This window comes from Bacillus sp. PS95 (assembly GCF_037963565.1).
Classification (GTDB): Bacteria; Bacillota; Bacilli; order Bacillales; family Bacillaceae; genus Bacillus; species Bacillus subtilis.
On the sequence record NZ_CP150160.1, the window covers coordinates 1,008,582 to 1,030,716 of the forward strand.

General features: G+C 44.4%; 23 protein-coding genes. 11 read left to right on the forward strand and 12 right to left on the reverse strand.

The features are described 5' to 3' along the window. Positions 1–19 precede the first annotated feature (19 nt). The 6 genes from NSQ12_RS05250 to spaC form a co-directional block, all read right to left on the reverse strand. A complete protein-coding gene (locus tag NSQ12_RS05250) occupies positions 20–640 on the reverse strand; it encodes an SDR family oxidoreductase (RefSeq protein ID WP_032721250.1) in 621 nt (206 codons plus the stop codon). A gap of 38 nt (positions 641–678) precedes the next feature. After that, complete coding sequence (locus NSQ12_RS05255; protein ID WP_003245136.1) at positions 679–804, reverse strand: hypothetical protein; 126 nt, start codon at positions 802–804, stop codon at positions 679–681. Between the two features lie 104 nt (positions 805–908). Beyond that, a complete protein-coding gene (sspB, locus tag NSQ12_RS05260; protein WP_003233287.1) occupies positions 909–1,112 on the reverse strand; it encodes a beta type acid-soluble spore protein SspB in 204 nt (67 codons plus the stop codon). A 208-nt stretch (positions 1,113–1,320) separates the two neighbouring features. Then, entirely contained in the window at positions 1,321–1,539 is a 219-nt protein-coding gene (locus NSQ12_RS05265; RefSeq protein WP_010886462.1) for a YheE family protein, read from the reverse strand. 149 nt (positions 1,540–1,688) lie between these two features. Continuing rightward, positions 1,689–3,050: a spore coat associated protein YheD gene (yheD, locus tag NSQ12_RS05270; protein ID WP_003233284.1), complete on the reverse strand. Its 1,362-nt coding sequence runs from the start codon at positions 3,048–3,050 to the stop codon at positions 1,689–1,691. Next, positions 3,040–4,131, reverse strand: coding sequence for a spore coat associated protein SpaC (spaC, locus tag NSQ12_RS05275; RefSeq protein WP_003233283.1), 1,092 nt, complete (start codon positions 4,129–4,131; stop codon positions 3,040–3,042). The genes yheD and spaC overlap by 11 nt, the downstream gene beginning before the upstream one ends. Before the next feature lie 266 nt (positions 4,132–4,397). Between spaC and NSQ12_RS05280 the strand changes: the two genes are divergently transcribed. Then, on the forward strand, positions 4,398–5,531 hold the full coding sequence (locus tag NSQ12_RS05280) for a DUF445 domain-containing protein (protein WP_339176103.1): 1,134 nt from the start codon (positions 4,398–4,400) through the stop codon (positions 5,529–5,531). Positions 5,532–5,623: 92 nt separating this feature from the next. Further along, complete coding sequence (locus NSQ12_RS05285; RefSeq protein ID WP_003224239.1) at positions 5,624–5,977, forward strand: YlbF family regulator; 354 nt, start codon at positions 5,624–5,626, stop codon at positions 5,975–5,977. Positions 5,978–6,020: 43 nt separating this feature from the next. On the opposite strand, the gene NSQ12_RS05290 is transcribed toward NSQ12_RS05285, so the two are convergent. Beyond that, the gene (locus NSQ12_RS05290; RefSeq protein WP_063334970.1) at positions 6,021–7,094 is read right to left on the reverse strand and encodes a DNA alkylation repair protein; all 1,074 of its coding nucleotides are present in this window, start codon (positions 7,092–7,094) and stop codon (positions 6,021–6,023) included. 485 nt (positions 7,095–7,579) lie between these two features. Between NSQ12_RS05290 and NSQ12_RS05295 the strand changes: the two genes are divergently transcribed. Further along, entirely contained in the window at positions 7,580–8,446 is an 867-nt protein-coding gene (locus NSQ12_RS05295; RefSeq protein ID WP_003233277.1) for a Cof-type HAD-IIB family hydrolase, read from the forward strand. 111 nt (positions 8,447–8,557) lie between these two features. Next, a complete protein-coding gene (locus NSQ12_RS05300; RefSeq protein WP_029726321.1) occupies positions 8,558–10,063 on the forward strand; it encodes a coproporphyrinogen III oxidase in 1,506 nt (501 codons plus the stop codon). A gap of 17 nt (positions 10,064–10,080) precedes the next feature. On the opposite strand, the gene khtU is transcribed toward NSQ12_RS05300, so the two are convergent. The 3 genes from khtU to khtS form a co-directional block, all read right to left on the reverse strand. Further along, positions 10,081–11,298, reverse strand: coding sequence for a K(+)/H(+) antiporter subunit KhtU (gene khtU / locus NSQ12_RS05305; RefSeq protein ID WP_003233272.1), 1,218 nt, complete (start codon positions 11,296–11,298; stop codon positions 10,081–10,083). A 6-nt stretch (positions 11,299–11,304) separates the two neighbouring features. Next, positions 11,305–11,802 (reverse strand): K(+)/H(+) antiporter subunit KhtT, encoded by a 498-nt coding sequence (khtT, locus tag NSQ12_RS05310; protein WP_003233269.1) that lies wholly within the window; start codon positions 11,800–11,802, stop codon positions 11,305–11,307. Between the two features lie 63 nt (positions 11,803–11,865). After that, entirely contained in the window at positions 11,866–12,204 is a 339-nt protein-coding gene (gene khtS / locus NSQ12_RS05315; protein WP_080475155.1) for a K(+)/H(+) antiporter modulator KhtS, read from the reverse strand. Positions 12,205–12,368: 164 nt separating this feature from the next. On the opposite strand from khtS, the gene NSQ12_RS05320 reads away from it, so the two are divergent. Continuing rightward, the gene (locus tag NSQ12_RS05320) at positions 12,369–13,136 is read left to right on the forward strand and encodes an enoyl-CoA hydratase (RefSeq protein ID WP_029726320.1); all 768 of its coding nucleotides are present in this window, start codon (positions 12,369–12,371) and stop codon (positions 13,134–13,136) included. A 20-nt stretch (positions 13,137–13,156) separates the two neighbouring features. On the opposite strand, the gene NSQ12_RS05325 is transcribed toward NSQ12_RS05320, so the two are convergent. Beyond that, entirely contained in the window at positions 13,157–13,342 is a 186-nt protein-coding gene (locus NSQ12_RS05325; RefSeq protein WP_015715596.1) for a YhzD family protein, read from the reverse strand. A gap of 126 nt (positions 13,343–13,468) precedes the next feature. On the opposite strand from NSQ12_RS05325, the gene NSQ12_RS05330 reads away from it, so the two are divergent. From NSQ12_RS05330 to yhaL, 6 genes are all read left to right on the forward strand, one after another. Further along, the gene (locus NSQ12_RS05330) at positions 13,469–14,365 is read left to right on the forward strand and encodes an ABC transporter ATP-binding protein (protein WP_003233262.1); all 897 of its coding nucleotides are present in this window, start codon (positions 13,469–13,471) and stop codon (positions 14,363–14,365) included. Further along, complete coding sequence (locus tag NSQ12_RS05335; RefSeq protein ID WP_003244912.1) at positions 14,358–15,617, forward strand: ABC transporter permease; 1,260 nt, start codon at positions 14,358–14,360, stop codon at positions 15,615–15,617. The genes NSQ12_RS05330 and NSQ12_RS05335 overlap by 8 nt, the downstream gene beginning before the upstream one ends. 106 nt (positions 15,618–15,723) lie before the next feature. Beyond that, entirely contained in the window at positions 15,724–16,950 is a 1,227-nt protein-coding gene (locus tag NSQ12_RS05340; RefSeq protein WP_339176108.1) for an exonuclease SbcCD subunit D, read from the forward strand. Positions 16,951–16,954: 4 nt separating this feature from the next. Then, positions 16,955–19,846 carry a DNA repair/recombination ATPase SbcE gene (gene sbcE / locus NSQ12_RS05345; protein ID WP_106073941.1) on the forward strand — a complete coding sequence of 964 codons (2,892 nt, stop codon included), beginning with the start codon at positions 16,955–16,957 and terminating at the stop codon, positions 19,844–19,846. Positions 19,847–19,919: 73 nt separating this feature from the next. Further along, positions 19,920–20,864 (forward strand): 3'-5' exoribonuclease YhaM, encoded by a 945-nt coding sequence (gene yhaM, locus NSQ12_RS05350; RefSeq protein WP_003245698.1) that lies wholly within the window; start codon positions 19,920–19,922, stop codon positions 20,862–20,864. 124 nt (positions 20,865–20,988) lie between these two features. Beyond that, positions 20,989–21,201, forward strand: a complete 213-nt coding sequence (gene yhaL / locus NSQ12_RS05355) for a sporulation protein YhaL (RefSeq protein WP_003233252.1) — start codon at positions 20,989–20,991, stop codon at positions 21,199–21,201. 40 nt (positions 21,202–21,241) lie between these two features. Here yhaL and prsA read toward each other — a convergent pair whose 3' ends face one another. Next, positions 21,242–22,120, reverse strand: a complete 879-nt coding sequence (gene prsA, locus NSQ12_RS05360; protein WP_014476317.1) for a peptidylprolyl isomerase PrsA — start codon at positions 22,118–22,120, stop codon at positions 21,242–21,244. Between the last annotated feature and the right edge of the window lie 15 nt (positions 22,121–22,135).

The window sequence follows — 22,135 nt, forward strand, 5'->3', positions numbered from 1 at the left end:
GGGTTTTTGGTTTATGTAGTCAATAAGCCAGTCCGACACGGTATCCGACATACTTACCTGTAACAAGCTCACGATATAAAAAGTCCGCAGTATCGCCGACCGAAATGCTTGTGCCGCCCTCAGGCAAAACGTTACGCTCCGTACGATAAACGCCGGTTGCTGTTCCGTCCGGGAGGTAAGTGGGGCAGATGATTGTCCAGTCTAATGATGATTGTTTAAGCATTTCGTATACTTTTGCATGCTCCTTGGCTGCGCGGGTCTGCTTTCGTTTCGATTCATTTGTTTCAAACCGGTATTTTCCCGGTTCATGTCGAGAATCTAGGATCCCTGCGGTGCCGATCGTAATAAGCCGTTTGATATGCTGTTCCTCCATAGCGGAGAGAATGTGTGCCATAGCAGTTGACAAGGTATCATCACCATCTGTGCCTAGACAGCTGATCACGATTTCAGCATTCTCCATTATTTTTTTCACATCTTCTAAGCGGCGGGCGTTCCCCATGACGGTTCTGTCTTTTGAAAGGGGAAGATCAGCATGTTGAGATCTGATCAGAGCGAAAATATCAAATCTTTCATCTGCTGAGGCTTGTGTTAAAAAGGCTTGTCCGACGCGGCCGCTGGCTCCTAATAAAGCGATTTTCATCAAAAAACCTCCTCGCCTTTCATTATAAAAGGATGTTCTCAGTTTGAACAGCGCGGGAAAGAATACCTGTACAAATAAACAGAACGATGGGAAACATATTCATGAATCATGGATACACTTACGAACTGAACCAGCTCCCAATTCACAATGGTGATGAATGACACCCCGATTCCCTCCCTTTTTTTCTAGGATATGTGGAGCAGGAAAAAAGGGTGACAAAATAAAGAGAGCGCGGAAACCGCGCCCTCTATAGCCATATATTGAATTGTTATTGAACTCTGCCGCCCATTTGCTGCTGAGCGAAAGATACTAAACGTTTTGTGATTTCTCCTCCGACAGAACCGTTAGCGCGAGAAGTTGTGTCCGCTCCAAGGTTAACGCCGAATTCAGAAGCGATTTCAAGTTTCATTTGATCGATAGCCTGAGCTGCGCCAGGAACTAGTAAGTCATTTGATGAGTTTTGGTTAGCCATGTGTAAAATCTCCTTTTTATTTAGTATGGTTGGGTTAACTGGAGTTGCACCAATCTGTGAACCCTTCTCGGGTGTCACTGCCGCCTCGGCGTAACCCAATGCTTTGCCGGCTTGTTACTACGTATTATGTTAAAATTGCCGGAAACTCATGCGGAGAATTGTGTGGTAAATCTTGAGAAAGAAAAAAAGCTTAGCCGTTTAGGCTAAGCTAGTCATAAATATGAAAAAGCATCAGTTCATGTATCTCGTTTGTAAGAGCAGGCTCGTCAGCGCGGGCGGGAAACAAGTCTCCCCATTCAATTTCACCGCTCTTATGATAGATGCCTTCATAATGGGTCCCTTTATAATAAAATGAAATTTTCCATCCGGGCAGCTTTTCTTTTGGGAACAAAGGTTTCCAGCTGAAATGAGAAATCATTACGGCCACGCTCCTTACATTTGGTATCAATTGACCTAAATAAAAACGGCTTATGTTCATTGTATCATTGTTTCAGAACATCATTGAAGAGGCCTAAATATGCAGTTTGTCCCAGCTTTGGATAAAGATAAGCCCACTTTATTAAAAAAGCGGACAGGTTACGAAGGCCACAATGCTTCAGGAGATGTGATTGCCTTCTCAGATAAATATGACGCGTATTCAAAACTTCTTCGTTTTGTAAGAGAATCAACATGATGCAAATTTGGATGAGAAAAAATGCTTCGGCCCGGGCGCGAATTCGCTTCAAACATCCATACTTTACCGTTCTGATCAATGCCAAAATCGAAACCAATCTCCCCGATAAACCCCTCGATATGATCATGAAGGACATGGCTTGCAGTCAGTGCCGCTGCAGAAAGCTTTTTAATGACCTCAACTCTTTCAGCGGGATCATCGTATACTTCCGCAAGTGTCTTTACAGTGCCGCCGTTAGAAAGATGTGTTGTAATGCTGTTCTTTCCGGAAATTTTTACGGCGATTGCTGTCACTGTCCATTTTCCTTTTCTGTTTTTATTGGTATGGACACGGAAATCCGCTGGTTTGCCTTGAAATTCGATGAGATCAACACCTTGCTGAATGAGAAAGTCGGACGGGTTGTGATGTTTTTGAAATTCTGCAAGGAATGAGGCGGCATCGGAATAATCAATCGAAGTAAAAGTTTTGGCGTCATTCGTATGCTTTACCGTCAGGCCGTCATCTGTTCTTGTCAGCTGATAAATGCCGGTGCCGAGTGCTCCATTTGCCGGTTTGATATAGACTTTTTTGTATGCGCCACAGAGCTCATCAATCAGCTCCACAGACGGTGTCAGCTCGGATCTAGGCAAAAAGGGTGCCGTTCTCGGATCTTTTTCGAGCAATTGATGAACGTTCCATTTATTGAAAAACGTTTTATTAAACCATGGGATCTGATATTCATCGATCAGCCTCTTTTTTGTATGTTGCAAGAGAAGTGAATCTTCAATTTTTCGGTTCGGCAAACGGTCATAAACGACGTTCGGCAATGGAACGATTTTTTTCTCCCAGCCGTTTTCCCTGTAAAGGAGGCCTTCAATCGTGCCTTCCTCCCAATTGATTTGGTGCGCGCCAAAAACGAAGCAGTAGCCTCCGGCTTGCTCGTGTAACGTGACAAGCTTAGAAAAAAAGAGGGAACGATCCTTAAATGGGCGTTCAAGAGATACAGTAAACCCTGCCGTAAAGATGCCGACTAACGGCCCGATATGCACTGTATGATCATGAATCAGTATATCTGCCCTGCTTCGGTGGGGAAGCAAAAGCTCATGAAACAGATTTTCAGAGAGAAGCACGGTTTGTTCCAGATGCCGTCTGTAAGCAACGTGGCATCTGACAACCTTCGTTCCGAATGCCGCATGCAAAAGTCCGTCTTGCTTCAGCGAAGAGGGCAGAAACAGGGTGTTTTCACTGGTTTTGTCTATGCCGATCAAAAACCGTTTAGGATTCACGCGGAAGAACTCCTTTCTGGCTTTGCTCAGAAAACAGATATTGGCAGCGCTTTAGGGGACAAGTGTACAGCTGTTCTTTTTGCTCGGGAGAGACACGCAGGATTGACTTTCTGCCTGGTTTAGAATTGATATCTAAAATCCAAATTCTCCCGTCCTTAGCAAGACATATATCAAGACCGAGTTCAAACAACGGCCCGTAGCGCTCGTCAAGATAATACGGAACTGATTGGGTAATCGAAAACACATCATCTAGTAAAACCACTTGCTGTTTTTTCGGTATATCTTCAAACCAGGAGTCAAATGTCAGCGCATCAGATCCGCCTGACAAATTGGCGAGCAGCCCGTGTTTGTATCCGCGTCTTACTGCCTTTCCGACTGTATTCCATTCACCTGCTTCGTTTTTTTCCATAAACAGGCGAATATCACAAGGGTATTGTTCCTTATCTTGAATGTTTAAGTAAGGCTGAAGCAAATATTGATGCTGAAGCACTTTTTTGCACCATGTCTTAAAAGAAGTCTGGTTGGAAAACGTTTTTGTCTGCTTATCCTTTCCGATGTGATAAGTAGCAGTGATGTTTTTCTTGCCCAGCTTCAAAAGAATCACGCCTCTGCCTCCCGCGCCGAATGCCGGTTTAAGGATGCAGGCTTTTTCTTTGGATAAAAAGGAGTGAATTTGTTCGTAGCGGTTCACCTTTATCGTTTCGGGAATATAGGGATTGATTACAGAGTGCTGCTGCAAATCGTGAAGGACGGTCCACTTATCGGGAAGACCCCGCCCGATAAATTCCGTTTTCGGATATTTTTTGAGCCACTCAACGATTGGTTTTGCTTTTTGGGAATGTGAATCCTTGCCGTAAAAACAGCGATCATAAATATAATCTGGAATCGCCATTTCAGTTTCGTTCCATGTGCTGCTGGCCGAATGATAGACCGATGCTTTGACACGCAAAGTGTCAGGTGAAATATCAAATGGTGTAAACCGGATGAAACGTATGCCGAATTCGGGTGCTCTTTTGGCCAGTTCTGCGGAATAATCCGCTTCATGCTGGCGGGATAAGGACATAAAACCGAGTGTTATCATGGTGAGACTCCCCCTTTTATTCAAAAGCTGCCGGCGGGTGTCCGCAGCTTTACACTAAATACATGTAAGACGAACGCAGCTGACGGTATTCTACTTTACAGAATACGATTCTCCACCTTGCCCTATTCCAAAAGAACAAGCTGATTTTCTAAGAACAGGAATTTGTCTCCTCGTTTGCTAAGTGATTGCATGAGCCTCTATAATACGTATAGGTACATAATCTATATGAAAAAAGCTGAAGCACAGATGGAGGAAGATGAATAGGAATGGGTATTGCAGGAACCTTTATTTTTATGATCGTGATCGGCGCTGCCATTGGAGCGGTGACCAATCATTTAGCAATTCAAATGCTGTTTAGGCCGTATAAAGCGTACTATTTGTTTGGGAAACGAGTTCCTTTTACGCCCGGGCTGATTCCAAGACGGCGAGATGAACTTGCAAAACAAATGGGACTGATGGTAGTCAATCATCTCTTAACCCCTGAAGGCATTAAAAAGCGGCTCGTCTCTGATGCAGCCAAAACGCAGGCTCTTCGAGTGGGGGAACAGCTGATTCAAAGGCTGTCACTTTCTGAAGTGACAGTAAAAGAAGCGCTTGAAAAAGCCGGGATAAAGCGCCCCGAAAAAGCTGCTGATGCATGGATCAGCAGCTGGACCGATGATAAGCTGAATGAGCTTTTCCGCCAATACGGGGACCAATCGTTAAAAGAGCTGGTGCCTATAGAGGTGCAGGAAAAGCTTGAGGATAAAATTCCGATGATTTCAGGATATATATTGTCACGGAGTGTCCGTTATTTTGAAAGTGATGAAGGAAAAATCCGTCTTGGCAATATGATTGATGACTTTTTAAAAGAGCGCGGCATGCTTGGAAGCATGGTGCAAATGTTTCTTGGCAATTCAAGCCTTGCGGATCGCGTGCTGCCGGAGCTGCTGAAATTCTTGCGCAATGAGGAAACAAATAAATTGCTTTCTGATCTCTTAAGAAACGAATGGGGCAAGCTGAGGGAGTATACGTTTAATGAAGCAGATGAAAAATGGAATGCAAAGGCGCTCATTTTCAGTTTGAAACGAAGAGTGCTGCAAGCATTTTCGACTGCCCCTTTCTTCGACAATACGATTGGCACGCTTACCGTCCGCTATGAATCTGAGCTGACCCAGCAAATGCTGCCGGCACTGTTAGACAAATTGCTTGAAGGGATTTCGTCCAACCTTGAAAGTGTCTTAAAACGGTTGCGTCTTGAGGAGATCGTCAAGGAGCAGGTGGATCAGTTCCCGGTGGAGCGTCTTGAAGAAATGGTGCTGTCCATTTCAAAAAAAGAATTTAAAATGATTACCTATTTGGGGGGCCTTCTCGGCGGAATTATAGGCGCGATTCAAGCATTGTTTGTCATCCTTTTTTAAGAAGAAATGGGTTTTGATTAATGAAAGGAGCTCCATAGTCTGTTATAGTGGAGTGGTATGTCAAACGGCAATGATGAAAGGAGCTATTTACAATGGCTGTTAATTTTTATGATGTAGCGTATGATCTGGAAAATGCATTACGCGGGAGCGAAGAGTTCACCCGTTTAAAAAACCTTTACGACGAAGTTAACGCAGATGAATCAGCGAAGCGCATGTTCGAAAACTTCCGTGATGTACAGCTTAGACTCCAGCAAAAACAAATGGCAGGAGAAGAGATTACACAAGAAGAAGTGACGCAGGCTCAAAAAACAGTTGCGCTTGTACAGCAGCACGAAAAAATTTCTCAGCTGATGGAAGCGGAGCAGCGCATGAGCATGCTGATTGGTGAATTGAACAAAATCATTATGAAGCCTTTAGAAGAGCTTTACGGCAGTGTTGAAGGCTAATAAGCAAAATCCCTTCTTGGATAAGAAGGGATTTTTTATTCACTCAGCAAACTTGGAAATCCAATGAATCTTTTACCTCTCCATTGATGATGACTGATAATGTATGAATTCCTTTGTAATGCTTTCTGGTGGTTAAATCCTTAAAGGATTGGATTCTTGTGTATGACTTCGTTTCGTTTTTTCGTATATTTGTTTCTGTTATTTTAAATACTTTCTGATGACGCTGGCCTCTTGCTTTTACAAAATCAATTGCGTACTCAATTCTTACTTTTTGATCCCTGTCTGAATGAATATAGAAAGAAAATTCAAGGCTTTCGCCAATAACTATACGTTTGGGCTGGCATGTTAAATCATGTAGTTGTATCGAATCAGCATTTTCATAACCAAAAAGCGCTAAGGCCTGTTTATCACCCTTTTTTAATAAGGTCCGATAGGCGTGTTTGATAATCCAGTCTGTATGGGGATGTGTTCCGTACCATTGATCTGCGACTTTTCTCAGTAAATGAGGATGCGTTTTTGATATATCATTAAGGTTGTTGGCCACGCTTTTTCTTACATATAAGGACTCGTCCTGCATCAGCTTCTCAAGGATCGGCAATACGGGGGAAGGGTCCGATTTCAAAGCCGGTATCGATTTTCCCCATGGCAGGCGGGGCCTGCTGCCTTCGCTCGCAAGTCTTCTCACGTGTTCATTTTTATGCTCAGACCATGCAAGCAATTGTGCAATCATCTTTTCTTGATCTAACAGCAAAAAAGGCCTTACAGCAAATTCTGAGGTCGAATATTGCGTAAAGTATTCCAATGCCTTTATTGATTCTTCCCAATGCGCTAACCCGTACTGTTCCACATAATCTGGAAATAAAATTCCGCTGAGTCCTTTAAAATGAGGGGCTGTATCCCGTAAAATTGCGAGCGCTTCAACGTATTGCTTTGGCAAAGTTTCGTATAAAGAAACTGTCATGCGGCGCATCCGCTCTTTTAAAGTGAGTTCAGGCCAGTCCTCCAGCCGTAATGTATCCAAGAATCTGTTTTTGTTAAAATCAGGATAGGATGACCTTACATGATGGATCAACTGAGATATCAGTTCTTCATTATATATTTCTTTTAAATCAGCCATATAAACACCGCTTTTTCGTTTATTATTTATATTGTATGGGAATGTACGTTCTGGATCAAGTGTATAGTCCTAAAAATTAACAACTGATCCTACCACGGATATACAAAAGTTGGTTACTTTTTTTAGTTAAAAAAACCCTTGTCATCGGAAAAGAAAACTGAGATAATAACATTGAAAGCGCCTACACTTACCTATTTCAAATGGATACGGTCGCATATCATGCCGTTATATAGAGGGGATAAGCAACAGAGAGTAAGTGTTCGGAGCGCATCATTGGTCAAACAAGGGGTTCCTGATACATGATTTTTCGTAAATCGAAATAACGATATTAGGGAGAATGGCTGCTTCGATCGTATCCTATCAACAAGCCATACATAAAGTCTGCTGAGCCAGGCTTTTTTTGCTTTAAGAAAAGGTTGTTCTAAACACAGAGACAGGGTCATATCCTATACACAAGTACAGTCATCAAGGAGGGGGACATCTCTGTGTCAAAACAATTGCTTGCCTTAAATATAGATGGAGCGCTGCTTCGGTCGAACGGGAAGATTCATCAGGCAACGAAAGACGCGATTGAATATGTAAAGAAAAAAGGGATTTACGTCACACTTGTGACCAACCGTCATTTTCGCTCAGCACAGAAAATAGCGAAATCGCTAAAGCTTGATGCCAAGCTGATCACCCATAGCGGGGCATATATCGCTGAGAAAATTGACGCCCCGTTTTTTGAAAAAAGAATTTCTGATGATCATACCTTTAACATTGTTCAAGTGCTGGAGAGCTATCAATGTAATATTCGGCTTCTTCACGAAAAGTATTCCATCGGAAACAAGAAAAAGGTGAATTCGAATTTATTGGGGAAAGCACTCATTCATCCGTCTGACCCGATCTTTTATCCAGTCCAGTTCGTTGAATCATTAAGCGATCTCCTCATGGATGAGCCGGTGAGTGCACCCGTCATCGAGGTGTACACGGAGCACGACATTCAGCATGACATTACAGAAACGATTACAAAAGCCTTCCCTGCAGTGGATGTGATTCGCGTAAACGATGAGAAGCTGAATATCGTCCCGAAAGGTGTCTCGAAGGAAGCGGGTTTGGCCCTCGTCGCTTCAGAGCTGGGCCTGAGTATGGATGATGTCGTGGCCATTGGGCATCAGTATGACGATCTGCCGATGATCGAACTTGCCGGTCTTGGGGTAGCGATGGGGAATGCCGTTCCGGAAATTAAGAGAAAGGCAGATTGGGTTACAAGGTCCAATGACGAGCAAGGTGTCGCTTATATGATGAAGGAATATTTCCGAATGCAGCAGCGAAAAGGATTTCTTGATAAGTTCCACATGAAACGTGTGTAAAAAAGCCGCTCGCACCCTGACAGGTGCGGCGGCTTTTTTGCCGGATTGATTTTAGCAGTTTATTTCTGTACACTAAAGAAAGTTTTGAATCTGATAAATTAGGTGATGAAGTTGCAAATTAAAATAGAAGGCATACATGATGACCGCCTGCATCGGCCTCTGCAAAATATTGCAAATTTGTTTTATGAAGAGTGCGAGCTTGCGTATGGCGGAGAGGAGCCCGCAGATTTTGTCATTTCTTTAGCGTTGTCACAAACGGATGAGCATGTGACGGTTTCGGGAGAAGTGAAGGGAACTGGCATAAAGGAACAGCATACAAAATTCTTTTCTCCCGGCATGACTGAAAAAGAAGCTTTTAAGCAAGTGAAAAACACAATTTCTTATGTGTATCTCAATCTTCTTCAGGCGCATACGGGCATTACGCAGAAGTGGGGAATCCTCACAGGAATCCGGCCCACAAAGCTGCTTCATAAAAAACTGCAAAGCGGAATGTCCAAGGAGCAAGCACATGCTGAGTTGAAAAAAGACTATTTAATTCATGATGAAAAAATCATGCTAATGCAGGAAATTGTTGACCGTCAGCTGGCGGCAGTTCCGGATTTGTACCGAGTAAAGGATGAAGTCAGCATTTATATCGGCATTCCGTTCTGCCCGACAAAATGCGCGTATTGCACATTCCCTGCGTATGCCATCCAGGGACAGGCAGGCAGAGTCGGCTCATTCCTATGGGGACTGCATTACGAAATGCAGAAAATCGGTGAATGGCTGAAGGAGCATGATGTTAAGGTTACAACCATTTACTTTGGCGGCGGGACGCCGACAAGCATTACAGCGGAAGAGATGGATCTGCTGTATGAAGAAATGGTCCGCTCCTTCCCGGATGTGAAAAACATTCGTGAGATTACGGTGGAGGCCGGTCGTCCTGACACGATTACAGAAGAAAAACTCGCCGTTTTAAACAAATATGACATTGATCGGATCAGCATCAATCCGCAATCCTATGAAAACGAAACGCTAAAGGCGATCGGGCGGCACCATACGGTTGAAGAGACCATTGAGAAATATCATCTGTCACGCCAGCATGGCATGAATAATATCAACATGGACTTGATTATTGGTTTGCCTGGGGAAGGCGTGAAGGAGTTCAGGCACAGTCTTTCAGAAACAGAAAAACTGATGCCGGAATCCCTTACCGTTCATACTCTTTCATTTAAACGGGCGTCAGAAATGACGAGAAACAAGCATAAGTACAAAGTTGCCGGCAGGGAAGAGGTTTCTCAAATGATGGAAGACGCGGTAGCCTGGACGAAAGAGCATGGGTACGTGCCTTATTATTTATACCGCCAGAAAAACATTCTTGGAAACCTTGAAAACGTCGGATACTCTTTGCCGGGACAAGAAAGCATCTACAACATTATGATTATGGAAGAGGTGCAGACGATTATTGGCATCGGCTGCGGCGCTGCTAGTAAATTTATTGATCGAGATACAGGGAAAATTACGCATTTTGCGAATCCGAAAGATCCGAAATCGTACAATGACCGCTTCGAGCACTACACGGACGAAAAAATCAAATATTTAGAGCAGATTTTTGAAAAAACGACAAAGCAGCACTGATCACAGTGCTGCTTTTTTTATCCCTGTTTTTTTGCGGGCTGAACCTCAGGCTTCCATTTAAATACCTTGTTAAGCAAGCGGTAAATTCGTTTTGATTCCTTTGTGACAAGCGGTCCCAAAATCGCCAGAATGAGGACATATAATGCGGCAAACGGCTTTAATGTGGCTGACAGTCCGCCGGCTATTCCGAGATTCGCAACGATAATCGAAAATTCTCCCCGCGATACGATCGTCAGCCCGATATTCGATGAAGCCTTATGAGAAAGCCCTGCGCGTCGTCCTGCCACCATTCCGGCGATAAAATTTCCCAGAATGGTCAAAATCACTGCACCCAACGCAAGCCAAACCGCTTCACCTAGCGAAAACGGATCGATACTGAGGCCGAAGCTGAAAAAGAACATCGCACCGAAGAAGTCGCGAAACGGAACAACGAGGTGTTCAATCCTATCGGAATGCTCTGTTTCTGAAAAGACCAAACCGAGCAGCAGCGCGCCGATTGCTTCTGCTACATGAATCGTCTCGGAAAACCCGGCGATAAAAAAGAGCGCTGCGAAAATGACGATAATAAACACTTCGTTTGAGCGAATGTCCAACAGTTTGTTCAACAGCGGCGGGAGTTTTCTTGCTGCGATAAAAAACAGCAGCATATAACCGAAGGCAATCAAAATGGACAAGAGTGCACTCCCTACGGATGTCGCATCACCTAGTATAAGGCCGGAAACAACGGACAGATATACGGCAAGGAAAATATCTTCAAACATGATGATGCCGAGAATCAATTCGGTTTCCGGATTGGCGGTTCTTTTTAAATCAACGAGCACTTTTGCGACAATCGCACTTGACGAGATTGTGATGACGCCTGCGAGGATGAGGACTTCCAGAAAGGAAAATCCGGTGATAAACCCGTAAAGCAGTCCGAGGCTGAAGTTAATCAAAATATAAATCGTCCCGCCGACCGCGATTGATTTTCCTGATTTGATTAACTTCCCGACAGAGAATTCGAGTCCGAGATAGAAGAGGAGGAACAGTACGCCCATTCGCCCGAAAAACTCGATGATTTCACTGCTTTGAATAAATGTTAGATCAATAATCCCCATTTTCGGCGCGTGCGGTCCAACAAGCATTCCCAGCACAATCAGAAACGGAATAATCGAAAATTTAATTTTATTGGCGATCACACTGGCGATTGCCACAAGCACAAGTGCAGTTCCGACTTCAAATACAAGATGGTCCATCGGGGCTCACACGCCCTCTCCAGAAAGAAAATCGTGAATCAGTTTCTTCAGATGCTTTCTCTCACCTGAGAGGACAAGGGTGTCATTTTCTTCAATAATCGAATCGGCTCCGGGATTTAGGAGCTTTTCCTGGTTGTGTTTGATAATCGCAATAACAGTGACATCGTAATTCTGACGGACATCAAGCTCTCCGAGTGTGCGCCCGATCGATTTGGCGCCTTTTTCGACCTTAAACCATTCAATAATAAGATCGCTGAAGGCCATTTCGATGGACTCCAGAGCTTGCGGTTTATAGACCATGCCTCCGAGAATAGCTGCAATTTGCCTTGCTTCAGAATCATCCAATGAAATATTTGAAAGAAGCTCATCCGGGTCCCGATCATTAAACCGGTAAATTTCCCTTCTTCCGTCATCATGAATGATAATCGTCATTTTTTCGTGGCTTCTTGTTTCGATTTCAAACTTTTTGCCGATGCCCGGCAGATCGTTTTCTTTAATATTCAATGAAAATCCCTCCGAATGTAGTGTTGGCAGTATGGGGTGAGTTACAAATAAAACTTGAGCAAATTATATTCGGAGGTAATTAGACTGGTATTTGACAGGGACGGCACAAGCCTTTTCCAGCCTGTTTATCAGCGGTTCGTCAAGTGGTTTGACAGAGAGATGCCTGACAGACTGTGCCAGCGGGCTGTACTCTTTGATCAGCTCAGCCGGGTGAATGCTGCCCGGCGACGGCGTTTTTGCCGATTGTGTTTCCTGCGGGTATGAAGACATAGGCACATAGCTGTCAGTGCTTGCTTCAAACTGGGAAGGCAGAACCACGTCCGAAGGGGGAAAGTACACCATAAATAAACTTAACAGAAAACTGATCAGCAATTTATCCATGTTCCTTTCCTCCCTTCTCATCAAGATATCCCTTCTTTTTCACTATATAAAACTTTATGTTTCCATTCAAACAATATGCATTTTTCAGTATCTATTGACCTTGAAAAATAAAAAGGTTTATTTGGGGATGGCGGGGAATGTATAGGAGAAAGAAAAAAGTAAGCGCATACATGGAGGTGCTTTTAATGGAGTTTGTTCAATATGCATGTAATGGGGCCGTTGCAGAGATTATCCTGAATCGGCCTGATGCCCATCACGCCCTGAATGAACAGATGCTGTCTGAATTGAAGGAGGCAGTCGAAATGGCGGCTGCAAGCGAGGCGCTCATCGTTCTCCTGAGAGGAAGCGGAAAAGGCTTTTCGGCCGGCGGTGATATCAGGATGATGACATCAGAGCATGACCCTGATCAATTTAAACGGCTGATGGATACGATTGAGGCTGTCACCCTGAATTTATATCAGATGAAGAAAGTGACAATTGCAGCCATTCATGGCGCTGCTGCGGGACTGGGCCTGAGTTTGGCGCTTTGTGCGGATATTGTGCTCGCTGAAAAAAACGCCGTCCTCGCGATGAATTTTATCGGCATTGGGCTTGTTCCGGACGGCGGAGGACATTATTTGCTGAAGAAAAGAATCGGTGAAGCAAAAGCGAAAAAACTGATTTGGAGCGGAAAAAAACTATCTGCCTCAGAAGCTGCCGATATGGGGCTTCTTGATGGGACATTTGCCGGAGACCCTGCCGAAGGCGCAAGACCCATTATCGAAACCCTGTTGGCCTCCCCTCTTTTGGCGATGATCGAAACGAAAGCTATTTTTCAAAGCCTCCAAATTGAAGAACTGAAAAAAGTGCTATCCCTTGAGCGCAGCGCCCAAGAGAGAATGAGAAGGACCAAGGATCACCAAGAAGGAATCCGTGCCTTTTTAGAAAAACGGGAGCCGAAGTTTCAAGCGTAACAGATCAGCCGGAAAGCTGATCATCTGTGAAACAAAATCAGCTTTCCGGCTGCATTGACTAAACGATGAGTATGACTATGAAGCTCTTTTTCTTTTAAGAGGGCTTCACCATGCGTTTTTGCCGCTTCTTCATGTTCTGCCTCGAATCGCTCGTTTACCAGCGTGTTCCCCGAAGGATCAAATACGGTAAGGAAATAATCAGCCATCAGGTTTCTCCTCCATTTTAAGGTTTATCAGTCTTTCTTCATTTATATTCTAAAAAGGAAATCAAAATCCTTTATTATGCTTTATCCAAAATTAGTATATAATGGGTCAGGGAAGGAGGAGATTCAGTGCTTACAATTGATCACGTAACGAAGACATTTGGAGATTATAAAGCCGTTGACGGATTGGACTTAGATATTCCGGAACAGCAAATGTTCGGTCTATTAGGCGCAAACGGAGCGGGAAAAACAACAACGTTTCGCATGATCCTAGGATTATTAAGCATTACGGAGGGCTCAATCAGCTGGAAGGGCCGTCCTGTGAATTATCATATCAGCAACAAAATCGGTTATTTGCCGGAAGAGCGGGGCCTTTATCCGAAAATGAAGGTAAGGGATCAGCTCGTCTATCTTGCCAGATTAAAAGGGATGGAGAAGCGAGAGGCTGTAAAAGAGCTCGGGACATGGCTTGAACGCTTCAATATTACAGATTACGAGAATAAGAAGGTGGAAGAGCTTTCGAAGGGGAATCAGCAGAAAATCCAATTCATTTCGGCAGTTTTGCATAAGCCGGAGCTCCTGATTCTTGATGAACCATTCAGCGGCTTGGACCCTGTCAATGTTGAGCTGCTAAAAGAGGCCGTGATCTCGCTGAAAAACAGCGGTGTTTCTATTTTATTTTCAAGCCATCGGATGGAACATGTGGAGGAGCTTTGTGAGAACCTTTGCATATTGCAGAAAGGAAAACCGGTTGTACAAGGCAAGCTGAAGGAGATCAAGCGTTCTTTCGGTAAAAAGAATGTTACCATTCACTCCGATGACGATCTGCGCTTTTTGCAGTCCCATGAAGGCATTCTTCAATGGAAGGAAACGGCAGACGGCGTCAAGCTGCAGATTGCCAATGAAGACATTTCTCAAGAGATTTTTGCGATGCTACAGGGAAAAGGGTTTATCAGAAAGTTTGAGCTTGAAGAGCCGTCACTGCATGATATTTTTATAGAAAAGGTGGGGGCCGTCTATGAATAAATTTTGGATCATGCTTTCTCATACATACAAAAATAAGATTATGGCAAAATCCTTTATTATTTCGACTGTCATCACGGTGCTGCTTGTTTTAGTTGTAACGAATCTGGAGTCGATCATTTCTTTGTTTCAAGGTGACGATGCGAAAGAAAAAATCGCCGTTGTTGATGAAACAAACGAATTATATCCGGTTTTTTCTAAGCAGCTGAAAGCGGTGGATACAGACGGCGATCTTGATGTGAAGCTGTCGAAGCAATCGGAGGATGAGGTCACAAAGCAAGTCAAAGATGAATCACTCGATGGCATGCTCATCATCAAACGAGATGAAAAAGGGACCATTTCAGGAACATATAAAGCGTTAACGATTTCTGATGAAAGCACGTATCAAACACTGCAGCAGGCGCTGACGCAAACCAAAACAGCTGTCGGAACAGCGGAGCTCGGCGTGTCGCAGGAAACGATTAGCAGCCTTTATGCGCCTGTTACTGTGGGGCAGAAGGCGCTGAAAGAAGGGGCAAAGTCTGAGGAAGAGCTTGGCCAGACGGTAGGGCTTGTTTACATTATGCTGTTCGTCATTTATTTCTCGGTGATTATGTATGCCAGCATGATAGCGATGGAGGTCGCAACCGAAAAATCTTCGCGAGTTATGGAAATCCTGATCTCAAGTATGCCGCCGATCCAGCAAATGTTTGCAAAGCTGCTTGGTATCGGGCTTGTCGGGATCACACAGCTTGCTATTATTATAGGAGCCGGCTCTCTGTCGCTTAAGCTGAACCAAAAGAGCGAAACGGCTTCATCTGTCGGCGGATTCCTTAATTTGACCGACGTATCTGCAACCACTGTCATCTATGCTGTCATTTTCTTTTTGCTCGGATACTTTTTGTACGCGACACTTGCCGCGTTTCTCGGCAGTGTCGTCAGCAGAATAGAGGACGTGCAGCAAACGATCACGCCGATGACGCTTTTGGTTGTCGCCGGTTTTATGATCGCGATGTTCGGTTTGAATGCGCCTGACGCAGGATTTATTACGGTAACTTCGTTTATTCCGTTCTTTACGCCAATGATTATGTTCCTGCGCGTCGGCATGCTTGATATTCCGTTCTGGCAGGCAGCTGTCGGAATCGGAATCACACTGCTCACCATTGTCATACTGGCCGTTATCGGCGCCAGAATTTATAAAGGTGGTGTATTAATTTACGGCAATTCAAGCGCGTTCAAAGCGATCAAACAAGCGCTACGTTTAGCGAAAAACTGATTGGAAAACAGCCTGGGGATTCTCAGGCTGTTTCTTTATTGACAGAACGTGCATTCGCAAGAATTCGGTGCTAAAATAAGGGTACTTCATCCTGGAAAGGAGCAGAATGTTGACTGAACTAACCTTTATTCATGCGGCAGATCTTCATCTTGACAGCCCGTTTTACGGGATATCGCATCTGCCGGAGCCGATTTTTGCCCGGATTAAAGAAAGCACGTTTGCAAGCGTGAGACATATGATAGACGCTGCAGTGAGAGAGCACGTTGATTTCATTTTGCTGGCGGGAGATCTGTTTGATGAAGCCAATCGAAGCTTAAAGGCTCAGCTCTTTTTGAAAAAACAGTTTGAAAGACTCAGAGAGTGCGGGATTTCGGTATACGTCATCTTTGGGAATCACGATCATCTTGGCGGGGAGTGGACGCCGATTGAATGGCCTGAGAATGTCCATATTTTTTCGTCCGCTGTTCCAGAAGAAAAATCGTTTTTTAAAGAAGGCAGGCGCATAGCGAGCATTTACGGCTTCAGCTATCAAGCCAGAGCACTGACGGAAAACCAAGCCGCCCGCTATCGGAGATCAACTGACGCACCGTTTCATATCGGCATGCTCCACGGCACGCTGTCAGGATCTGAAGGACACGATCCGTATTGCCCGTTTATACATGACGACCTCGTGAAAAGCGGGATGGATTATTGGGCGCTTGGCCATATACATAAACGCCAGGTTCTATCTGCCGAGCACCCGGCAGTCATTTACCCGGGAAACACGCAAGCACGCCATATGAAGGAGACGGGAGATAAAGGCTATTATCTCGTTCATGTGACAAACGGAGATATATCTTATGAATTTCAGAGAGCGCATGATGTCCTGTGGGAAAAAGCGGCGGTTGATGTGACGGAGGCAAATAATATGACCGCTCTCTTCCAAATGGTGGAGGACACGTTTTCGAAGCTGCGGAAAAAGGGGAGCCCTGTTTGTGTAAGGCTGGTTTTACAAGGGACGGCGCCGGAATGGCTGCTGGAGGCGCCAAAAGGCACCTTGGATGAGTTTCTTGAAGCTCTTCAGGAACAAGAAGCGGAAGAGGAACATTTCGTTTGGCCTCTTGGATTGGACGATGAGACAGAAAACGAAGCAAACCTAACAAACCTTGATCCTTTTTTTGGCGGTTTATTTGAAGACATTGATCGCAGCGATCTGTCAGACGTGCTGGAAGGCCTTGAGCGGCATCCAGTGTATAGAAGGCACGCGGACCGGTTTAGCCAAGAGGAGGTAAAGGAAATAAAAGAGCAGGCACAGATATTATTGAAAAGACAGCTTAAGGTGCTTGATACATGAGGCGGTGACAGCTTTGCGAATTATATCTTTACATATCTACCAATACGGAAAATTTTCCAATCGGACCTTTGACTTTTCCGCCTCTCCTGTCCAAGTCATCTACGGATTAAATGAGGCAGGAAAAACGACGATGATGTCATTCATTGAAAGCATGCTGTTCGGTTTTCCGAAAACGAAAAAATATGAACCGAAAACAGGCGGTGTATACGGCGGTGTTCTTGAAGCTGAACATCCTGAGTATGGGGTGCTGAAGATCGAACGGACGAAAGGGACTGCCGAAAAACTAAGCGTGTACACAGAAAAGGGCGAAGTAAAGCAGGGAGATGTTTTAAAGCAGCTGTTCCAGGGCACAGACAGGTCGTTGTACAAAGCCATATATTCGTTCGACGTATTCGGGCTGCAGGAAATTCACGCCTTTAATCGGGACAAGATAGGGGAATTTTTACTCTTTTCTAGCTTGTTTGGTGCTGAAGCCGTATCAAAGCTTGATTCAAGGCTGACGAAGGAAAGCGAAAGGCTCTATAAACCAAATGGGCGAAACCCTCAATTGAATCAGGAGCTGGAAACGCTTAAGCAGCTGGCAGTGAAGCTAAAACAGGCTGAAGCAGAGGAAGCGGGCTATCATCAGCTTCTCGGGGAAAAACGAACGCTTGAAGCCCGCCTTGCAGCCGCGGAAACCGAATTGAAAGAGACGGCGGGACATATCCGAATGATTGAGGGAGCGATTGAGCGAAAACCATTGCTAAATGAAAAAGCGACACTCGAACAGGTGATTGCAGAATTTCCGGAACATGCAGGACAATTTCCTGCTGACGGACTGCATCAGCTGGAAAAATATGAATCCCATCTGCACCCGAAATCAGCACAGCTTGAGGCGCTTCGGGTGAAGATGGCGGAGTTGGACAAACAGAGGCAAAAGCTTATCCCCGATAAAGAACTATTGGCGAAAGAAACGCTGATACAAGAGCTTTCGGCAGCGTTTCATATGTACCAATCCTGGGGAGAACAGCTGGCAGCCATTCAGGCACAGATGCGCCAGACGTCTGCGCAGACAGCGGCAGGGCTGGAACAGCTCAATAAAACGGATGAAAATGAGCTCCTGAATATGAACACCTCATATGATTATGAATGGCAGCTTCAGCAAGCGGTGCAGCAATATGTACAGGCAAGAGACAGAAAACGGCAGCTTGACGAGACGTTTGAACTTGCCCGGCAAGAGCTGGAAGACGCGGAAAAGGCCGTTCGTGCCGCTTCGTCCGCGATTCTTGAAAACAGCCAAAGAAAAGATAAAGAAGCAGCTCTTAGAGCATATGATGAAACACAGGGGCAGCACCAAGAGCAAGCGAAGCTCAGAGAACAGCTAACGTTTTTTGAAAGACAGCAGGCTAAACAGAAAAAGACTGTCATTGCAGCTGGTATGTTGTTCATCGTTCTCTTTTCTCTGCTGCAGCAATGGATTCCCGCCATAAGTTTCGGCGCTGCACTTATTGTGTATTGGCTTGTATCAGGAAAATCGTCTTCTCGAAACAGCCGAGGGACAAGACAGCCCATGACGGATATTTCACCAGCAGAAGCTGAAATGCTTAGAGAAGCGTTATGGGAGGATGACCGCAATAAGCAGCACCTTCTCACACAGCGTGCAGCGCTCCAGCAAAAAGAGGCGGCGTATGAAAGGGTCATCCAGCAGTTTGAACAGTGGGAAGCCGAAATGGCGCCGTCCTTTACACAGGTTGAGCGTTTTATGAAAGAGCTCGGATTTAAGGAAGATCCATCATTTTTGCTTGATGCATACAGCTTAATGAAGGATGTTAAAAAAGAAGTGAAGAAAAAGCATGAGCTGACCATTGAAGCAGGCAGGCTGAAAAAGCACCGGAGAACATTCGAAGAACGCGTCAGTATGCTTCGTCCCGTGAATCAGAGTCAGGATATCTCCATTTCGGACGCCCTTCACACATTGCGGAAAAACATTGAACGTGAAAAAGAAATTGAGAAGCAAAAAAAGGAAATTGAAACAGATATTCATTATACAAAGGAACAGATGCTTGAACTTGAGCAAGAAATACAGTATTTCCACGCACAGATTGAACAGTTATTTGCCGCGGCTGCTGCAAAAGACAGAGATGCGTTTTTTGCCATAGCCGACATCAGCAGGCAATTGAAGGATACGGAGAACAAGCTTCATCACGTAAACGCACAGCTTCAAGGCGAGCACCCGGAGGAACTTGAACTGGCGGATTCCAATACGCTTTCTGAATTGAAAGATAAGCAATTTGTTGAGAATGAAAGAAAAGAGCGGCTGACTGAGGAGATCGAGCAGCTCCGCAGCCAAATCGCACTGCTCTCAGTCAAACAGGAACAATTAGAGGCTTCGGGATTGGTCTCAGACCTCAAGCTTCAAACCGAAATGCAAAAAGAACGTGTGAAAGAAACGGCTAAAAAATGGGCCTCCATACAAATGGTCAAACAGGTGATCAGAAACAAATTGGAGCGGCATAAAAAAATCGAGCTTCCGCGCCTTCTGGAGACGGCAGGAGAATTCTTCCGCCCTCTGACTGACGGAAACTACCAAACCATTTATTTTTCCGAAACGGATGATTCGATCATGGTTATGCATCGCGATGGAACTGTCTATCATGCGGAAGAGCTGTCACAAGGGACATGTGAACAGCTGTATACAGCGATCCGATTTGCTTTGGCCGTTACGCGCCAGGATGGGTCAATGCTTCCGTTCCAGCTTGACGACAGTTTTGTTCATTTTGATCAGGAAAGGCTGAAACGTGTATTACATGTTCTGTATGATTTATCTGAAGGCGGTAGGCAGATTTTGTATTTTACATGCCATGAGCACGTAAAAGATGCATTTCATAGCGGCCAAATCATCCATTTGGTGTCATAAAAGAGGTTCTATAGCTGAAAATCGGTATGTGATATACTGGTATTATGTAAGATACGGAGGGAGCTTTAATAGAATGGCTAAAGGGATTATGCTACATGAGGTTGGCGAACAGGTGGACCAGTATCTATTGATTAAATCCTCGACGAAAGGGATTGCAAGCAATGGAAAACCGTTTTTGACGCTGATGCTGCAAGACCAGTCAGGCGATATTGAAGCGAAGCTGTGGGATGCCAAGCAAAGCGATGAAGTGACCTATGCGCCGCAGACGATTGTGAAAGTTGTCGGCGATGTTCACCATTATCGCGGACGCACCCAGCTGAAGCTGAGAAATATCAGGCCGGTAAGCGAGCAAGAAAACGTCAATATTGATGATTTTTTAGAAACCGCGCCGATTCCGAAAAATGAAATGATGGATACCATCACTCAATATATATTTGAAATGAAAAATCCGAATATCCAGCGAATCACAAGGTTTTTGGTTAAAAAACACGAAGCTGAGTTTATGGATTATCCGGCGGCTACGAAAAACCACCATGAGTTTGTCTCAGGTTTGGCGTATCATGTTGTCTCTATGCTGAACCTGGCGAAAGCAATAGCAGATTTATATCCGTCTCTTGATCGTGATCTGCTTTACGCCGGTGTTATCCTGCATGATCTTGGAAAAGTGAAGGAGCTGTCCGGCCCTGTTTCCACTTCATATACGGTTGAAGGCAATTTGCTCGGCCATATTTCCATCATGGTGACAGAGCTTTCAAAAGCTGCTGAGGAGCTTCAAATCGATTCTGAAGAGGTGTTAATTCTTCAGCATTTGATTTTGAGTCACCACGGCAAAGCAGAATGGGGCAGCCCGAAACCGCCGATGGTGAAAGAAGCGGAAATTCTTCACTATATAGACAATCTGGATGCAAAAATGAATATGATGGACAGAGCGCTTGAGCGCGTGAAGCCTGGCGAGTATACTGAACGTGTATTCGCACTGGAAAACCGTTCCTTTTATAAACCGACATTTCATAAATAACGTAAAAAGGACTGATGCTGACATATTCAGCTCAGTCCTTTTTGATGCGTCTTTCCCGCACATAACTCGTCTCATTCCCGCATATGGTTAAGAATAAAGAATCTATGCAAAGGGGGAAGAGCCCGTGTTATTTTTTCCATGGTGGGTGTATCTTTGTATTGTAGGCATCATTTTCAGCGCATATAAACTTGTGGCGGCAGCCAAAGAGGAAGAAAAAGTAGACCAGGCTTTTATTGAAAAAGAAGGACAGATTTATATGGAGAGGATGGAAAAGGAGCGAGAACGCCGCAGTTCTCAGCAGCATGAAGAAGAAAATCAAAACCATTCCATCGCATAAAAAAAGCTGTGCGGCTCAATGAGCCTGCACAGCTTTTTTATTATTTAGAACTGCTTGAAGACGAAGAAGTGCTGTTGCTTGTTGAAGATGTATTAAATGTGTCTTTCAGATCTTTATCTTTTACTTCGATGTCAGCTTTCTTCATAACTTTTTGAACAGCTTCCTGAACAGCTGCGTTGTCATTTAATTTTTGTTCAAGCACTTCAGATTTCAGTTCTTTTTTCATATCATCATATTTGCCGCGTTCTTCTGTCTTTTTAATGATATGGTAGCCGTATTGCGTTTTGACAGGATCACTGACTTCACCTGTTTTTAATTTGAATGCAGCTTTGCTGAATGTTTCGTCCATTTGGCCTTCTTTTGCGAACCAGCCAAGATCCCCGCCTTTTGAAGCAGAGCTGTCTGTTGAGTATTCTTTCGCAAGGTCTTCAAACTTCTCGCCTTTTTTCAGCTTTTTCTCTACTTCTTCAGCTGTCTTTTTATCAGCAACAAGGATGTGGCTTGCACGGATTTTGCCTTTTAAGCCTTCCCAGTACTCTTTGATATCGGCGTCTGTTACTTTGATGTTATCTTTAGCCGCTTTTTGTGTCAGCAATTCATATTTTACTTGTTCTTTCAGGTAATCTTTGCCATATTGCTTTTCGAGGGCAGTATATTGATCGCCAAGCTGCGTTTTATATTCTTTCAGCTTGTTGTCAATTTCTTTATCCGAAACTTTATACTTCTTGTCCAATACTTTTTCTTGCACTAGCTGTGTCAGTACGCTTGCGCCAGCTGTTTTCTTCATGTTTGTGTAAAGCTCGCCTTTTGTTACATCGCCTGCGTCTGTTTTTGCGATGACTTCTTTGTCGCCGCTGCTGCAAGCACTGAGAGCGAGGATGCTTGTAGCAGTGATAGCTGCTATTGCGATTTTCTTCATTGTTTTCAAACACTC

Coding starts and splice junctions, on each gene's coding strand:
- NSQ12_RS05250 (WP_032721250.1), bottom strand. CDS start 640: ATGAAAATCGCTTTATTAGGAGCCAGCGGCCGCGTCGGACAAGCCTTT.
- sspB (WP_003233287.1), bottom strand. CDS start 1,112: ATGGCTAACCAAAACTCATCAAATGACTTACTAGTTCCTGGCGCAGCT.
- spaC (WP_003233283.1), bottom strand. CDS start 4,131: ATGATAACACTCGGTTTTATGTCCTTATCCCGCCAGCATGAAGCGGAT.
- NSQ12_RS05280 (WP_339176103.1), top strand. CDS start 4,398: ATGGGTATTGCAGGAACCTTTATTTTTATGATCGTGATCGGCGCTGCC.
- NSQ12_RS05285 (WP_003224239.1), top strand. CDS start 5,624: ATGGCTGTTAATTTTTATGATGTAGCGTATGATCTGGAAAATGCATTA.
- NSQ12_RS05290 (WP_063334970.1), bottom strand. CDS start 7,094: ATGGCTGATTTAAAAGAAATATATAATGAAGAACTGATATCTCAGTTG.
- khtU (WP_003233272.1), bottom strand. CDS start 11,298: ATGGACCATCTTGTATTTGAAGTCGGAACTGCACTTGTGCTTGTGGCA.
- khtS (WP_080475155.1), bottom strand. CDS start 12,204: ATGAGAAGGGAGGAAAGGAACATGGATAAATTGCTGATCAGTTTTCTG.
- NSQ12_RS05320 (WP_029726320.1), top strand. CDS start 12,369: ATGGAGTTTGTTCAATATGCATGTAATGGGGCCGTTGCAGAGATTATC.
- NSQ12_RS05325 (WP_015715596.1), bottom strand. CDS start 13,342: ATGGCTGATTATTTCCTTACCGTATTTGATCCTTCGGGGAACACGCTG.
- NSQ12_RS05335 (WP_003244912.1), top strand. CDS start 14,358: ATGAATAAATTTTGGATCATGCTTTCTCATACATACAAAAATAAGATT.
- NSQ12_RS05340 (WP_339176108.1), top strand. CDS start 15,724: ATGTTGACTGAACTAACCTTTATTCATGCGGCAGATCTTCATCTTGAC.
- yhaM (WP_003245698.1), top strand. CDS start 19,920: ATGGCTAAAGGGATTATGCTACATGAGGTTGGCGAACAGGTGGACCAG.
- prsA (WP_014476317.1), bottom strand. CDS start 22,120: ATGAAGAAAATCGCAATAGCAGCTATCACTGCTACAAGCATCCTCGCT.